Here is a 14,378-nt window from a genome sequence, read left to right as displayed (position 1 = left end):
CGGCTTGTCTGTCCCTGTGGACATCGAATTCGTTTGCGGCATCTAGTTCGTCTAGAAGTCCTGCACTGGCGTAAGCTCTGTGACCAACCTCATTCCTGTGACCAACTGATCCAGCTGGAAGTGTGGCTGTAGCCGTATCACAGAAAAGTACCGTCCCGGCTCCCCCGCCCGCGCTCGTACTGAAACACTGGCATCGCGCAGCGGAAATCGGGCGCGTAACTCATCCGAAGCGCCCTCGGTGGCCATGGTGTAACTGTGGAGCCAGCGCTGTAACTGGGACTCGCATTCTTCGGGCGAGCGATAGCCGCCAACCCGGTCCCGCCCCATCACCTTCAGGTAATGGGCAAATCTTGATACACAGAGTGTGTAATGAAGCATTGCCGATAACCTGGCACTCACTTCAGCAGTGATCTTCTCAAAGCGCTGAGGCGACTGAACCGAGGGCATCGAATGCAGAACCAGCATCCCCGTATTCGCTAAAGGCAGAACCGGCAGAAAACCTTCGTCCGCAAGAACCCGTTCCATCCTTTCACTGATCTGCCAATCGACCGCGCTTCGCGTGGGGAAAAGCCGGCCGGCCGAAGAGATCGACTGAATCGCCGGCAGGTTGTCCACGGTGCCGTGGGCGATCCGCCCCGAACGGAAACCCCGTATCTGGGCAAACCAGCCCGATTCACAGAAGGCCCGGATCGCCACAGTGCCAGCCGAGAAGCAGGCGTGGCCCCAGAGATAGTCCCGATCGGGATCATGACGTTCTTCCCTGAACCGGAAACCCTCTGGGCCCTGCCCCACTTCACGATAGGGCTGTCGCATCAAGATCCGCGGGACCGCCAGCCCAAGAAATCTCGAGTCTTCCATCGCCCGCAAAGAGCGCCAGCCCGCCAGCTCTGCCTGCCCGAAGTGGCTGGCCAGGTCTGAGATACTGCTAAGCTCGGGATAGCTGTCTACGCCAAAAAAACTGGGGTTCGCATTCAGGACAATCGGCGTAAAGGCGGCTGCCGCTAACTGAGACAGGCTCTTCAACGCGTCGATATTTGCCTGCCCCCCGGACGAGCGATGGCTTAGTCCGTAGGCCCCGAGTATTAGCCCGAACGGCTCGCCACCGGGCGAGCCGAATTCGTCGGAATAAACCTTGGCAAAGAGCCGGGATTGATCGAATTCAATCGCCCGGGAGAGATCCCGGGTCAATTCACGCCAGCTCAGGTCGAGCACTCGTACCCGGGTCAGGCCATCATGATCGTCGTTGGCGGCCTGATCCGTAAGCAGGGCGACACCACGCCAGTTCGCCTCAAGGGCCTGGAATACCGTGTGATGAAGAATCGCGTTCAGCTGCCGGTTTATCGTCTGATCGATTTCCACCAGCATCGTGGCCAGTAGCGCGCCAATCTTTTCCCTGCCCCAGCAGGCCTCCGGATCAGCGCGGCCCAGCAGCATGAGCAATGCCTGCAGGTCGCTGGCCTCCGCCGCTAGCCGTGCGGCGAAGCCAGCATCGGGTAACACCGGGCCGGAGCGCGGCACCGGCCTGTCGAGGAAATCCTTGCCGACGAAGTCCATGGCAACACTCATGCAGCGTCCCTGCAGTTACTTATGCATCTTTCGATTACGACCCATAGATGGCCGCACGCGCTACTTTCCTGCTCAGTTCCCGTTTCCTGCTCAGTTCCCGATTTCCGGGATCTTGGCGACAAGGCGCAGAGATGTGGTCAGCTCTTCCATCTGCAACCACGGACGTAGCCAGGCTATAGCGTTGTAGGACCCAGGCCGGCCCGGTACTTCGCGCACCTGAACCTTCGCATCCGCCAGCGGGAATTTGGCGCGGATTTCCTGCCCGCCGCCTTCCGATGCGTTGACGTAGCTTAGAATCCAGCGGTTCAGCCAGTTTTCGACGTCATCAGCCTCCATGAATGAACCGATCTTGTCGCGAGCCATCACCTTCAGGTAATGAGCGAAGCGGGAAGTTGCCATCATGTAGGGCAGGCGCGCCGAGATAGCTGCGTTGGCAGTAGCGTCCGGGTTATCGTACTGCTTGGGCCGCTGGCAGCTCTGGGCGCCGAAGAACACTGCATAGTCCGTGTTCTTGTAGTGGGAAAGCGGTAGAAAACCGAGTTTGCTCAGTTCAGCTTCGCGCCGATCGGTGATACCGATTTCGGTGGGACACTTGAGATCCGGATCGCCATCATCACTCCGGAAAACATGGGTAGGTAATCCCTCGACCTTGCCGCCACCTTCGGCACCGCGGATAGCCGTACAGAACCCGTATTTGGCGAAAGCCTGGGTCATGCGCGTACCGAGCACATAGGACGCGTTCATCCAGCAATAGTTATCGTGATCCGTGTTGACAGACATACCGGTAGCCGGGTCAACCTCGAACTCCTCGAAGCCGAACTCTTCAACCGGTTTGGTGGCCTGTCCGTAGGGCAAGCGTGCCAGCACCCTTGGCATGGTCAGGGTTACGAAGCGCGCATCTTCACTTTCACGGAAGGACCGCCACTTGGTGTACTCAAGAGATTCAAAAACCTTCTCAAGGTCGCGCGGTTTGGACAGTTCGGTCCAATCGTCGAACCCGAACAGCCCAGAGCCGCCTGCGGACACGAAGGGGCAGAAACCGGCCGCCGCAACATTGGACATCAGGCCCAGAGTTTCCACATCTGACGGGTGGTTGTTGAATTCGTAATCGCCAATCATGACGCCGTAGGGCTCGCCACCGGGCGTGCCAAACTCGGACTCATAAATCTTCTTGAAAATCTGACTCTGGTCGAACTCAACAGCTTTCGACAGATCCTTGTGCAGATCCTTTTTGCTCAGGTTGAGCATACGGATCTTTAGCGTCGCACTCGTTTCTGAGTTCATCACTAGGTGGTGCATACCGCGCCAGGAGCCTTCGAGCTTTTGAAACTCTTCCTGGTGCAGTATTTCGGAGAGCTGACCGGATATCATCTGATCCAGAGCCGAAATTGCCTGGGTGAACGTCACCGTGAGGTTCTTGTTCCAGGTAACTGTGCCTTTCATCGCTTCTTCGGCCAGTGTGCGAATCAACTCCTTCGCTCTGTCACTTTCCGTTTGCTTGGTGGCACCGATAGCCTGCTCCAGCAGACTCAGTGATGGCGCTTCTTCTACAGCAAGAACTTCCGCAGCCTGATTGTCGGTACTCATTCCTTGCTCCCTCCCTTGCTGTCCAGGTCAGCACTCAGTTTCTGAAGATCGTCAGAGTTGTTGAGTACTCGCTCCAACAGGTCCTCAAGCTCTTCCGAGCGGTCAACTTTCGTCATGAGATCGCGCAGCTTGTTCCGTGTCTCCATCAGCTGACGCAGAGGTTCGACCTGATTAACGATGGCTGCGGGTTGAAAATCATCCATCGAGTTGAAAGCCAATTCCACAGACATCTGGGAGTCATCGTCCGCCAGTTTGTTGTCAACTTTGAGCTTGAGTTTCGGGCTCATACGCCGCAGGACATCGTCAAAATTATCGCGGTCAATCTGGATGAAGCGACGCTCTTTGAGCGGCTTGAGCTCATTATTGTTGCCGGAGAAGTCGCCCATAACGCCAACCACAAAGGGCAGTTCTTTCTTGACCATTGCGCCTTCGGTTTCGACGTCGTAAGTGATGTGTACGCGCGGCTTTCTCACTCGGGAAAGCTTGTCGTGAATGCTGTCCATTTCAATGTCTCCTATGACTTCGTGTTTGCGGATTTCAGTCGCCTACTCCCGACCTTCCGGGGCGGGCACGCCGGTGATTCGGCAAAATCCTTCTCGGGCTCCGCTATCGGCGATCAACTCCTGCATCAACTCGGGCAGAGGCAGTTCGCTCCAGCGAATGGCCTGGCCGATGGCATAGGAAACCGGCGAATGGGGTTCTGTCTGACGGAAAAAATCCGAAAGCCTGCGCAACTGTTCCAGTGCATGGTTTCGGCTTTGGATGGCTATCTGAATAGGGTCTGAACCAGAAGGGATCCCGGTCGCATCGCCCCTCGACTGATCCGCACCTTCCCCGGCCTGGACGGCAGCTGCCTGCGACTGCACCAGTGCCCGGGCCTGATCAAGGCGCTTACCGGCATGGTGAACGAGCACACTCTTGCAGCGCTCGAGGGCCTGACGGATGTGCGTCGTCGGCTGGGGGGCCGCCATTGCTGCGTCCATGACATCGGAGAGCGTGGCAAATGAATGCAGCGCCGCGTCGATCGCGTCGGAAACCGCCAGTAACGATTCAATCGGCGTCTCGCGTACGGCCTGCTCAAGGTCTTCCAAAGAAGCGGCCCCGGCTTTTATGCGCAGCTGTGCCTTGGACGCTTCGAGCCGGTTTACCTCGGATGCCTGTTCAGCGTGCCAGGTCGCGTAATCACCGAGGGCCGGGCTCTGGAACAGCGTGATCGACAGGATTGGTTGAATCAGGGTGCCTTCAGCGTCGACGCCATTGAGGCCGACCAGAGGTGCAATGCGGGTCTCCAGACCCTCTTCGTCAGGCTGGGGATAGAGCGCGTCCCAGCGTGTTTCAATAAGGGTGCGGGCCAGGTCGAAGCCTTGCGACAGCCCTGCAAAACCGTGCTCTCGGCATAGGGCCTCGATATACCAGGCGACAAATTCGAGGTCCTTGCTTCGCTCGGTCAGAACCGCGGGAATGGCGTCTGCGAGTTGCCGCCATTGCGGCACCTGAAGCACATCCTCGTCACCGAGAACCTGACGTTCAAGAGCTCTCGCCTGATTTCGCAAGTCTTTCAGATTAAAATATGGAGATGACGGAGACGAGTCTTCACGGGTGTCATCCCCGCAGGGATGCTTCGCGGAGATATCGGCTAACAGAGAGTCAGCATCGAAAAAGAAGGGAACTCTGGCGTTCATGCGGCTATCCTGCGCCTATCTTCGTGGTCCATCACGTCATCGCCTGCAGATTGGGATAGTTGCATCCTCAATCTGAGCTGAACTGAGCGGACTATAGCAGCCCTCTTTTACGTTAACAATAATACAGGTGATATTATCGTTGCATTTGTTAACCAGTGCCGAGTGCATGATAGCCAAGCTAGCGTCGTCAATACTGTCCGCGCTGGCTAAAGCCCCTAGCTGATCCGAGGTGAACTCCTTGCTTACACCGTCTGTGCAGAGCAGAAAAAGATCACCGTCAGCCACCTCGCCGGTGCGGTAGTCGAGCTCAATCTGCGGATCTACCCCAAGCGCACGGGTGATAACATGAGCCAGAGGGTGATTGTCAGCTTGATCAGCTCGTAGAATGCCTTGCTCGACCATGTCAGCGACCTGACTGTGGTCTCGGGACAGCTGAATCAGCTTATGGGACCGAGCCCTGTAACAGCGACTGTCTCCCGCCCAGAATAGATGGTACTGCCCAGCTTCAATCAAGAGGGCCGCGACGGTTGAGCCTAGCGTCTTTCCGCCCAGCACTTCGGCGCCGTACTGACGAATACGGCGATTAGCGTAGTGTAGCGACTGCTCCAGCTCGCCCGCTGTCAAGGGATCAGCTGTATCGTTGAGCTTACGTGCTACTGTGTTACAGATGAGTTGACTAGCGACGTCGCCAGCGTCATAGCCACCCATGCCATCTGCGACGAGCCACAGTCCAGATTGAGGTGCTTCAAGGAAGGCATCCTCGTTGTGTGCCCGAACTCCGCCCCGATGGGTGAAACTGGCCGACGTAAGGATCATCTTCATCAGTCGACCAGCTCTCCCTGCTGCCAGCCGTGGCGCTCCCACTGCCCCGCCAGCATTGACACGAACTGGCCTACCTTCGGAAGCCCGTCAGTCAGCAGTGTCACGGGCTCTACCGACATTGAGCCCTGGGTCCACCACAACGCCATGCCGTTGTCCCGTTCCAGTAGTGCTCGCAGCCAGTCCGTCTCACGGGCAACGCCCGGGATTACTGAATTGCCGTCACCCGCGGGCCAGCGCAGCCTTGAGGCGACAGCCACGGGATGTTCTACGTTGCTCAGACGCCGCTGCCAGTCCTGCTCGTTCCAGTCATCCTCCAGTACCGCTAGCACCAGCTCCTCCATGGTTGAGGACCACTGTGACTGAAGCCAGGCGTCGAGCCCGGCGCCAACGTATTCTGCCAGCACCATAAAGGGGAAGTGCCGCCCGACCCGATCGACCGAAGGAATCATGGTGCCAATCACACCGGTGGAACCGATGGTTCCCGGCCCGGCGCTGAAATGCCATATGGGCGAGGTGAGATATACCTCGAGCCATTCTTGACCAAGCTGCTCGCGGCTGACCGCGAGGGTCGACTGGCACCATTCGAACAACAGATCCCGCGTCGCCGGCAAAACGTTGTGCGCGATAAAATCGCCGCGATTAGGTACTTTCCCGAGATATCCCCAGGACATAGGCCAATCCTTAGAGCGTGGGCGGTAGCCGGAAACTTTCCAGCATGGCGGTGTTAAAGGGGTGTTTGACCGACTCAGTGACCAGTTCGAGGTTGGCGAGGTACTTATCCAGGGCAATTTCGATATTCTGTTGCCGGGCGCCGCCGGCCATACCGCCCGTATCGCGTAACATACGGAACAAAGACCAGGCCCCCTGATACGTTGTCTGAACCGACCGACCTGTGTCGTCAACCGGGGTGACAGCAAGCCGGGTGGTACCCGAACCTGAGCCTTTCGGCCAGGTGAATACAACGGGGCGAGGTGGCCCATGACGGTAGACCAGCACCTGCCCGTCCATCTCCAGCAGTACCTGAGCCACTCGACTGTCCAGGTAAACAGGCGTCAACGTGAACGATACGCTCGGCTGACGGCTCCCGGGCGCAAAAAATGCCTCGCGGATACGCACTGCACTTTCAAAAAGGCGCAGACTGCTCTGATTTATGCCGACGTCGCTGGTAAGACGCCAGGGGGATCGATCGGTGTCCACGTGGCCCTGCAGATGATCTTCAAAAAATCTGTCGAGCACCCCGCCATAGCCGAAGAAGTTGGCGAAATCCATCAGAGCTACTTCAGAGTCCGATTCAGCAACGAAGGGATAATGCCCCGCGATAGCTTTCTTATAGTCTGCGTAGACCGTTGAACGCCAGATATCGTTGAGTTTGCGCGTTACCGATACCTTGACAAGTCGTCTGGAGTCATTCACAAAGCCGCCGAGAAGCGAGGGCAGAAAATCCGGATCGGTTTGATTGGCCGTGCTGAAAACGCCCTTTATAGCCTCATCGAACTGAGATCGCGTCACTGTCGTCAGGGCATCTGGCCTGCCAGCGCTCTGCTCTTCAAGATACCGGGCTATTAGCCCTGCATGGGCCTGAATGTCTTCCAGGGCGCCTGAATCCAGTTCGTTTATCCCGTCGAAAGTCTGGTCTACGAACGTGGGCTCGGGCGCCTCTTCACCAGACATCATGCCCATCAGGTTACCCAGTTCTTGCTGACGCTGCGTTGCGCGGTTTTTTGCAACACCTGCAGCTGCCTGAAGGGCGACGCTCTCGGGGCTCTCTCGGGTTAACGTGGTGTTGTGCTTGACTGCTGCGTGCAGACGGGCAAGCGGCGCTTCCGGGCCAGCCAGGAGCTGCGCTACCCGCATACCCCCGCGTTGATCGCTGAAGGGCTTGACACGCAAGTCTTTCAAAAAACCCTGCCAGTAGTGGACGTAGTCGCGGAAGTAACGCTCCTCCACTCCGGCCATGATTTCGTTCTCATCAAGGGTTCCGAAATCCTTGGCACCTTCGCCATAGACCCAGGAGTCCTCCAGCAGGCGGCCGACGAGTTTGTTCTTTTCCGGTTCAAACAGTGCTCTATAACCGTTTAACGTATACAGCCCGGGCACACCCTCCCTTAGGCTAGCGCCGGAGCGCCGCTCGAACACCAATTCGGCCACCGAGCCCATGACCATGGGTAACCGAAAGTCCGGCAAACGTGACTGCGACGCGTCAACCTTGATCCGCTGGTACGCGCGCTCGGCCAGCGGCAAGGCGGTCAGTTCCTGACGGGCCCGGGCTATCAGCCCCGCGTCAGTTGGCATAGGCGCTTCGGTGTCCAGGTAGTGTCGCGAATGCTGAAGCAGCGACTCACGAGTCTCTGTATTTATCTGGCCGGCAAGCTGTCGGGAAAGAATGAATCCGAGCCAGGCGTGCACCTGATCTCTGTCGAGATACTGCGGGTCGCCAAGCATGAGGTAGGTTTTGAGCGTCTCATACAGATACTCAAGGTTTCCAAGATTGCGCCCAATTTCGATCTCGAGGGTTTCCTTCAGCATGCCCCCGAAGCGACCCTGTAGCAGGCGACCGTATGCGCCTTCCGCCTCCTCGGCCAGCGCATCACCCTGGTAAAGCCCTAACTGACGCGGACCACCCTCCGGTAACGGCGCATCCAGCACCCCGGGCATACTTGCGGCCTTGGTCAGAAGGGCATCAAGCCTGATCCAGTCCAGTTGAGGCTGACTGAGCTCTATCTTCAGCTCCGCCGTCTCCTGCTGGTACTCCTCCAGCAAGCCTGCGTTCCACTGAAAACTCATGTATCCGGCAGCACTTGCGCCTAGAGTGACTACCACCATTGCAGCGAAGGTACCCCGCCGCGCCCAGACGAATCGTCGCTCTTTACGGCTCTCTGTTGTTGCCAGACCATGTTCAGCGAAAATTATTCTGTCGAATAACCGGCGCAGAAAAAAACCATCCTGGGCAAGTGCAGGAGTCACGGCTGGCTTGACCGTTTTCAGGCTAAACTGGCCATCAACCAACTGAGAAACTTTATCGAAGGGTTGCTTACCCTGCTCCGACGACACCATATAGATGCCACGAATAAGCGGCACGTCCTCGTAGGCTGAAGGGAAGAACACTTCCTTGACGAGGTTCCATAGCGGCGCTTGGAGAAGGGCCGCCTGTTTGGGGAACTGATAGATGCGCCGCCGCGTCAGCGGAGTGCGCTCCTGCTGCAGACGGTGCAGAAGGAACTGGCTGAGCCGCTCGAGAAAGCCGTTAAACTCCTGCTCGAAGACGACTGGCAATGATTTGGAATCGCTAACGGACTCTAGCTCAAAGGTAATCCCGAAAACTTCTTCCCTTTCCTGCTCCGAAAGCATCCCGAAGGTGTCGGTGAACCCTTCCAGCAGGTCGAATTTGGTCAGCACCAGATAGACCGGGAAAATCACTCCCAGGCGATTCTTAAGCTCCTGGACGCGTTGCTTTAACGCCCGGGCATGGAGCAATTGCTCGGTCGGTGTCTGCTCCAGAAGGTCTGCCACGCTGACTGAGAGAATGACCCCGTTTATCGGCTGGCGTGGCCGGTACTTTTTAAGAAGACCGAGAAATGAGTTCCAGCCACGGGCGTCGCGTTTGTCGGCGCTTTCCTGAGTGGTGTAGCGGCCCGCGGTGTCGATGATGACCGCTCGGTTGGTGAACCACCAATCGCAATAACGCGTACCACCCACACCCCTCACCGCGTCGATACCCATCTCATCCTTGAGCGGGAATTCAAGGCCTGAGTTCAGCAATGCCGTGGACTTGCCGGACCCCGGGGCGCCGATAATCATGTACCAGGGCAGCTGATACACCGAACTCAGGGTGCCCGGCCGCCACTTTTTAATCAGGCTAAGAGCCTCGCGCATTCGTTCCCGCTGGGTATCCACCTCCTCCTTCAGTAGCGCGTCCTTTTCATTACCGACCATCATCTCGCTGACGACCTTCTCATTGTCCTGGCGCAGGCGCTTGAGCTGCCAAAGGTGGCGCCCCAGCCAACCAACGACCAGAAGCAGGAGAAAAATCGCCCGCGCCGGCCCTGACTCCAGCGGCGCCCAACCTGCTACCGCGACTAAAGGGCCGCCGTACCAGATAAGGAGAAGTACAGCCACAACGCCAAGCGCCAGGAAGAGCCCGCGCAGCGTCACCATTGCTCCCAGCCGGCGTATCCATGCCATGCTTTTCATCTTAAAGTTTCCCTAATGTCCCTGGAACCAAGGTGATCTCCACCCGTCTGTTGCGGGCACGATTCTCATCGCTGTCGTTCGCGTATCGGGGCTCGGCGGCACCGCGACCCTCGGGCCATAAACGCCCATTCAAATCTGCAGTAGCCGCCAGCAAATCTGCCACGGCAGTGGCACGAGCCAAGGAAAGGTGCCAGTTGGACGGGTATCGGGAGGTGGCGATGGGCTGATCATCAGTGTGACCTATCACCTGAATGGAGCCAGCGGTGGACTCAAGTACCCGCGAGATTTTGGCAAGCACGGGCATTATGTCTTCACGCAGGTCGGCGGCGCCGGAGGAGAACAGGGCTTCGCTTCCCATTAGCAACTCAACCCTTTCGCCAGCAACTTTGAGCTCAACGAGGCCGCGCTCGACTTCAGTTTGCAGAATCTGCTGCAGGTAGCGTGTGTCGGCCATGCTCCCCCCATCGGCCTCGGCCGCGCTGGGCAACCCAACATGCGCCAGCTCTTCCAGAATAGGTAGTGACGCGCTGCTCAGGTTGTGAGACAAGCCCAGGAAGGCTAGCAGCATGACAACGCTACACACTGCAGCTCCGGCCCACAGGGGTACGCCCTGCGCTAGTGACCGCCCTGGTGCCACGCGCTGCTGCCAGTCTCGATCGAATGGGGTGGTAAGCCGGCTCTGGCTGGCGCAGATTTGCTGATAGAGGCTCTCCTGCAAAATGTCCAGATACTCAGCACCACCGTTTTCAATGCGGTACTTGCCTTTGAACCCGAGGGAGAGGCAAAGGTACTGCAGAGTCAGCATTTCAACATCGGCCTGACGACGGGCCGCGTCCACGAGCTCGAAGAAATGCGTTCCGGCCCAGGTCTGTGAGTGAAATTCGGACAGCAGAGAACTTGCAGCCCAATGTCCGGATTGTCCCCACTCGCTGTTAAGCACGAGTTCGTCCAGCAGCGCGCAGGTGCAGTAAGACGCAGTGTCTACGGTCGCAGGCAGCAAACCGTCTGACCGCAAGGCTTGCTGATACTCCCTCACCAGCGCCGTGCATTGGCGTTTCAGGTTCGCCACATCGTCAACCTCACGCGTGTCGGCGAGCCGCCCTGCGAGAGACAGAAGCTTGGACGCATGATCACAAACCGGGCCCAGGTGTGTAGCCGGAATGCGGAAGCGCTCGTGCGCTGGTCGGGGCCGTTTCGACTCCAACTCTGTCTTGTCGCCACTGTGTGTGCCTGGCTCGGGACGAGGCAGCGGCTGACGGGCCCCTGGCCGCGGCTTGATAACAGTACTTTCACTCATTGGACATCCCTGTGTGCGTGCCCGGGGCTAAACCCTTATGGCCCATAACTCCAGCGCGAGGCCGGGATAATTGCCGGAAATGTGCAGCGCCAGGCCGCCGCTCTGCTTCAACTGCTGCCAGCGCTCGCCCTGACTTTCGAGCAGAAAATAGTGGTAGCCCGCGTGGTAGGGAATTTGCCTGGGAGCAACCGGTAGCGCGCTGATGGCAATGCCGGGCAGGTGGTTATTGACCAATTCCCGGATGTGCTCGACGGGGCCGAGTTTGATCTGGGCCGGCAACCGCCGTCTGATTTCTTCGGTGGTCAGGTCAGCGTGTACAGCGAGAACTACCTGAGATGAATTGAGGATCGACTTGTCACCAAGGGGCGCGACACGGATACCGAACTGGGCTTCTTCAAGCTTGAGTGCCACGGCGGTCTGTTCCAGCACAGCACTCAGAGACTGGCTGAGTACGACGCCAAGGTCTCCGAACGTTTCAGTCAGTTTGTCATGACGATACCTGGGTAGCTCGGGAGGCCGTTTTTCAGCCCTCGTAAACGTGGCCATTTCAGCTATCAATGCCGTGAGGACCTCATACAACCGCTCCGGGTGAACTTGGGCACTGTCACGGAGGTGTTCCAGCGACGGCTGCCAGCGATTGAGCGTTTGCAGCATCAGGACGTCGAACAGCGTCGTCGACTGCTCAGCCCCTTTTTGCATACGCACGGCCAGAGCCTTGGCTCTTTGCGTGACCATCGCCAGAGCCTCGCTTAGGAGCGATGCAAGCGTTGGAGAGCAGGCTATGTCGAGGCAGGGTGGGACAAAGCCTCGGTCCAGCTTCACTTCTTTTTCATTGGCAACTTCAACGATCCGGGCGATGGGAATACCGACAAAGCCTGCCATGGGTTCGCGCCCGAGGCGCAAACTCGGGTTGAGGTAGGCCAGGCCCAGCTCTTCTTCATAGCCATCCTCGACGGCATCGTCCAGAAGCGGCACATCCTTAAGCACATAGCGGGCAATCTGGCTCGCCCCCGTCGGCGCAATGTTCACCCCCACCTGTTTTTCGAGAGGAAGCACCAGGTACACCAATTCATCCCGGGCGTCGGCCGGAACCTCCAACACCAGGTTTTCCTGCTGATCAAAGCAAAAAGGCATGCCGTCGGGCAGAATACCGCTCGCGCCGATAATGCTCACCTGCCCCAGAGCCAGCGCCTGATTATCCAAGGACAGTTCCGACAGACCATTGCCGTATGGAAAGAGCCGAGCATGCCGCCAGCGAGCGACGTGGTAGAGAAACCTGTCCTGCTGCTGAAAATGCTGCGGGCGGAGGAGCATACCTTCCGACCATGCGACTTTGGCCAAACGTTCCATCAGGGACACTCCTGTTAGTCGCTTTCCAGCTTCATGGTGAGCCGGTCGATCGCGATTCTGACCTCGTCATATCCGCGAGGGTCAGCCTCGAAGACAAGCCGCCACTGGGCATTCTGAATATCGCGGAAAGCCGCCAGAACACCGATATATCTGGTTTCTTTGTTGAGACTCATCCGATGCTCATAGACCCGACCAGGCCGAACGGCGATATCTTCCGAAGCAACCAGGTCTGAGCCGAGAGTCTGTTCGGGTTCGTCATAAAGCTTGAAGAAGTCAGCCGCGCGGAAAGAGTGCCGCGCCTCAAGCTCAAAAATGCGAATGGTCAGAGGCGACGGGCGGTCTTTGATATCAGGATTAACGTTAATCGCGGGCTCGATTCGCAGCGCCGTCTCCGGATCAGCAACCGAGTTGGCGATAGCACATCCTCCTAACAGCGCGAGTAAGCTCAGCAGAAAAAACCCCGGCCAATTGCACCTCATTTTCATCACCCCTGCTCCTGGCCCGCGTTTTCATAGGCATCAATGAAGACGTCATTGCGAAGTATCTGATCGGTGCTACCCAGGCTTTCCCGCTGGGCTGTGCGTCGCTCCCGAAGTGCATCCCAAGCGCGCGCCTTTGCAATCAGGGCGGTCCGGCCGTAGCGCTGGTGCTCAGTGCCGTCGGCGTCATGCAAAAGATCCGCGATCACAGCCTGCAGGCCCGCCATCAGGCCGCTGTCGTGGTTGCGCACGTCCGCGAACGCCGCCTCTATGGCCTCTTTGCTGCCGAGAAACGAGCTGTGCCGGCGCAGCACAAGAGCGTCGACAGCATCTTGGGCGGTCGCCGAGAATTTGAGTGGGTTGTTCTCAGTGCGCTGGAAAAGAGTCTGCTGCACCCGCAGCTTCTGCTTCTGCTCGGCCCGCCAGTGCAGCAGGTCAAGCAACTGTTCGAGCAGGAGTTTCGTTAACTCGCCTACGCCGCGCATTACCTCTGCCGGGACTGTCTGTGCGGTCAGTTCCGGCATTCCCAGCCCCTGGAACAGCGCTTCGATCTGAACCCGCTCCGTCGAGGCTTGAGCCATCGCATCCTGCGTCGCGGCCTCCTCGCCCCAACCCCATACCGGCGGAATCTCGACGCTTGGGAGATCGACGTGACTGTCACCGACTCGCCGGTCGTCCAAGCCGGAGGCAAGAGTGGGATTGACCCCGATCGCACGCTCCCCCAGCTGGGCGCCTGACGGATTGGCATCCAAGTTTACTGACTCAGGAAGGGGCGAGGACTGGACGGGCTCTGGAACGGCCGCAGCTGAATGCTCGGCGGCGGGTGAGAGTGACACGGCAATATGATAGTCGCCGAACCGCAGCCGGTCGCCGTCAGCGAGAGGACGCGCATTGCCCGTGCCGATCGGTTCGACTTCATCGTTCAGGAATACACCGTTGGTTGACACGTCGGTAAGCAGAAACTGACCGTCGCGGTAACACAACTGGGCATGACGGGAGGATACGACCCTGTCCGGGTCCGGCAGGTGCCAATCGCAATCTTGAGATCGACCCACGCTGTGCTCGCCCGAGGACGCGAAAACATGGCGGGTAACAACGGTGGGTGAAAGCCGCTGATAACTAGTAATGGCGAGCGCCAGTTCCATGGCCGAATCCTTTCTTTGACAACGAACTGTCTCAACCAATAACCCGGCAAAGACATGTCTTTGAATTCCCTTTATGCCTTACATATAGTTAAGGCTCAAAACGCGCAAAGAATATGCGCATGCGACACTCATTGTCAACGAATGTATGTAGTACGACTCACAAATTCATCTTATGACATTGTTTTATATAGCTTTATTTTGGATTTCGCTGGGTCAAGCAAAAAATAAAGCGCAGACCAAAATAAAATTTTTTATGCAA

11 protein-coding genes are annotated in these 14,378 nt (G+C 57.8%); all 11 read right to left on the bottom strand.

From position 1 onward, the window contains the following. Window positions 1-51 precede the first annotated feature (51 nt). Window positions 52-1,566 carry a type VI secretion system contractile sheath large subunit gene (gene tssC / locus soil367_RS01485; protein WP_136546231.1) on the bottom strand — a complete coding sequence of 505 codons (1,515 nt, stop codon included), beginning with the start codon at window positions 1,564-1,566 and terminating at the stop codon, window positions 52-54. Window positions 1,567-1,656: 90 nt separating this feature from the next. Beyond that, window positions 1,657-3,153: a type VI secretion system contractile sheath large subunit gene (tssC, locus tag soil367_RS01480; RefSeq protein ID WP_136546229.1), complete on the bottom strand. Its 1,497-nt coding sequence runs from the start codon at window positions 3,151-3,153 to the stop codon at window positions 1,657-1,659. Next, complete coding sequence (tssB, locus tag soil367_RS01475; protein WP_136546227.1) at window positions 3,150-3,656, bottom strand: type VI secretion system contractile sheath small subunit; 507 nt, start codon at window positions 3,654-3,656, stop codon at window positions 3,150-3,152. Before tssB ends, tssC (soil367_RS01480) begins: the two co-directional genes overlap by 4 nt. 42 nt (window positions 3,657-3,698) lie before the next feature. Beyond that, entirely contained in the window at window positions 3,699-4,835 is a 1,137-nt protein-coding gene (gene tssA, locus soil367_RS01470; RefSeq protein ID WP_136546225.1) for a type VI secretion system protein TssA, read from the bottom strand. 36 nt (window positions 4,836-4,871) lie between these two features. Next, window positions 4,872-5,657, bottom strand: coding sequence for a PP2C family protein-serine/threonine phosphatase (locus tag soil367_RS01465; RefSeq protein ID WP_136546223.1), 786 nt, complete (start codon window positions 5,655-5,657; stop codon window positions 4,872-4,874). Continuing rightward, window positions 5,657-6,328: a type VI secretion system-associated protein TagF gene (gene tagF / locus soil367_RS01460; protein ID WP_136546221.1), complete on the bottom strand. Its 672-nt coding sequence runs from the start codon at window positions 6,326-6,328 to the stop codon at window positions 5,657-5,659. Before tagF ends, soil367_RS01465 begins: the two co-directional genes overlap by 1 nt. 10 nt (window positions 6,329-6,338) lie before the next feature. Then, window positions 6,339-9,848, bottom strand: coding sequence for a type VI secretion system membrane subunit TssM (gene tssM, locus soil367_RS01455; protein ID WP_136546219.1), 3,510 nt, complete (start codon window positions 9,846-9,848; stop codon window positions 6,339-6,341). Between the two features lies 1 nt (window position 9,849). Beyond that, a complete protein-coding gene (gene tssL, locus soil367_RS01450; RefSeq protein WP_136546217.1) occupies window positions 9,850-11,145 on the bottom strand; it encodes a type VI secretion system protein TssL, long form in 1,296 nt (431 codons plus the stop codon). A gap of 27 nt (window positions 11,146-11,172) precedes the next feature. Beyond that, window positions 11,173-12,495, bottom strand: coding sequence for a type VI secretion system baseplate subunit TssK (gene tssK, locus soil367_RS01445; protein ID WP_136546215.1), 1,323 nt, complete (start codon window positions 12,493-12,495; stop codon window positions 11,173-11,175). 14 nt (window positions 12,496-12,509) lie between these two features. Next, on the bottom strand, window positions 12,510-12,974 hold the full coding sequence (tssJ, locus tag soil367_RS01440) for a type VI secretion system lipoprotein TssJ (RefSeq protein WP_172962239.1): 465 nt from the start codon (window positions 12,972-12,974) through the stop codon (window positions 12,510-12,512). 5 nt (window positions 12,975-12,979) lie between these two features. Further along, on the bottom strand, window positions 12,980-14,119 hold the full coding sequence (tagH, locus tag soil367_RS01435) for a type VI secretion system-associated FHA domain protein TagH (protein WP_136546211.1): 1,140 nt from the start codon (window positions 14,117-14,119) through the stop codon (window positions 12,980-12,982). Window positions 14,120-14,378: the final 259 nt, after the last annotated feature.

Source organism: Hydrocarboniclastica marina (assembly GCF_004851605.1).
In the GTDB taxonomy this organism is placed as follows: domain Bacteria; phylum Pseudomonadota; class Gammaproteobacteria; order Pseudomonadales; family Oleiphilaceae; genus Hydrocarboniclastica; species Hydrocarboniclastica marina.
Note: the sequence above shows the minus strand (reverse complement) of the source record. Positions and strands in the feature narration are given on the sequence as shown.

Bases quoted from the DNA above. Each gene is read 5' to 3' on its own strand.
- tssC (WP_136546231.1), bottom strand. From the start codon at position 1,566: ATGAGTGTTGCCATGGACTTCGTCGGCAAGGATTTCCTCGACAGGCCG.
- tssC (WP_136546229.1), bottom strand. From the start codon at position 3,153: ATGAGTACCGACAATCAGGCTGCGGAAGTTCTTGCTGTAGAAGAAGCG.
- tssB (WP_136546227.1), bottom strand. From the start codon at position 3,656: ATGGACAGCATTCACGACAAGCTTTCCCGAGTGAGAAAGCCGCGCGTA.
- tssA (WP_136546225.1), bottom strand. From the start codon at position 4,835: ATGAACGCCAGAGTTCCCTTCTTTTTCGATGCTGACTCTCTGTTAGCC.
- soil367_RS01465 (WP_136546223.1), bottom strand. From the start codon at position 5,657: ATGAAGATGATCCTTACGTCGGCCAGTTTCACCCATCGGGGCGGAGTT.
- tagF (WP_136546221.1), bottom strand. From the start codon at position 6,328: ATGTCCTGGGGATATCTCGGGAAAGTACCTAATCGCGGCGATTTTATC.
- tssM (WP_136546219.1), bottom strand. From the start codon at position 9,848: ATGAAAAGCATGGCATGGATACGCCGGCTGGGAGCAATGGTGACGCTG.
- tssL (WP_136546217.1), bottom strand. From the start codon at position 11,145: ATGAGTGAAAGTACTGTTATCAAGCCGCGGCCAGGGGCCCGTCAGCCG.
- tssK (WP_136546215.1), bottom strand. From the start codon at position 12,495: ATGGAACGTTTGGCCAAAGTCGCATGGTCGGAAGGTATGCTCCTCCGC.
- tssJ (WP_172962239.1), bottom strand. From the start codon at position 12,974: ATGAGGTGCAATTGGCCGGGGTTTTTTCTGCTGAGCTTACTCGCGCTG.
- tagH (WP_136546211.1), bottom strand. From the start codon at position 14,119: ATGGAACTGGCGCTCGCCATTACTAGTTATCAGCGGCTTTCACCCACC.